This is a genomic window from Streptomyces sp. AC627_RSS907, from assembly GCF_019049165.1.
The window spans coordinates 1-727 of sequence record NZ_JAGMUE010001303.1 but is presented as its reverse complement, the minus strand read 5'-3'; the positions used below and the strand labels follow the sequence as shown (position 1 = coordinate 727).

Below are 727 nucleotides of genomic sequence, written 5' to 3'. Positions count from 1 at the left end.
GTGGAGTTCCGGTCCTTCTCGACGAGCTGGCCGTCGGTGGGCTCGGTCACCTCGACGAGGCAGTCGCGCACCCGCTTGCTGGTCGCCTGGAGCTTCCAGTGCACCAGGGAGCCCTCGCCGTCGCCGCCCTCGCGTACCTCGTACTCGCTGAACTGCTCGGGCATGACCCGCTGGCGGGTGCCGTTGTAGTCGGCGAGCGCATCGAACACGTCCTCGGCGCCCGCCCTGATGATCCGCTCCGTGGTGGCCTCGACCTGCGCCATCGCTGTTCCTCCGGTCCTGTGCGCGTGCTGTCGTGCGTGATCGGCAAGCCAACCACCTTCCCGGCATCCGCCCAAATCGGAGGTTGACACCCTCCGAATAGCACGTATGTTCTATTAGGCAGGGCGTACGACCGAGGAGGTGCACATGCGCTGGGAGACCCTGGCGGAGGAGAAGGCGGCACCCGCGCTGTTCGGCACGGCCAGCGTGACGCGCACCTTCGACACCCCCGAGTTCCGCGGCATCACCTTCCACGAGGTGCGGGCCCGCTCGCTGGTCAACCGCGTGCCGGGCGCGTCCCGGATGCCGTTCGAGTGGACCGTCAACCCCTATCGCGGCTGCTCACACGCGTGTGTGTACTGCTTCGCGCGCAAGACGCACAGCTATCTGGACCTGGACACCGGTATCGGTTTCGACTCGCAGATCGTGGTGAAGGTCAACGCGCCCGAGGTGCTGCGTCGCGAGT

Annotated in this window: 1 protein-coding gene and 1 pseudogene; one reads left to right on the top strand and one right to left on the bottom strand. The window is 67.1% G+C overall.

From position 1 onward, the window contains the following. On the bottom strand, nt 1-263 hold a 263-nt coding region (locus tag KUM32_RS41610), incomplete at its 3' end, for an SRPBCC family protein (protein ID WP_217146817.1). A gap of 145 nt (nt 264-408) precedes the next feature. On the opposite strand from KUM32_RS41610, the pseudogene KUM32_RS41605 reads away from it, so the two are divergent. After that, nucleotides 409-727 (top strand): annotated as a pseudogene (locus tag KUM32_RS41605) (radical SAM protein); the annotation flags it as partial.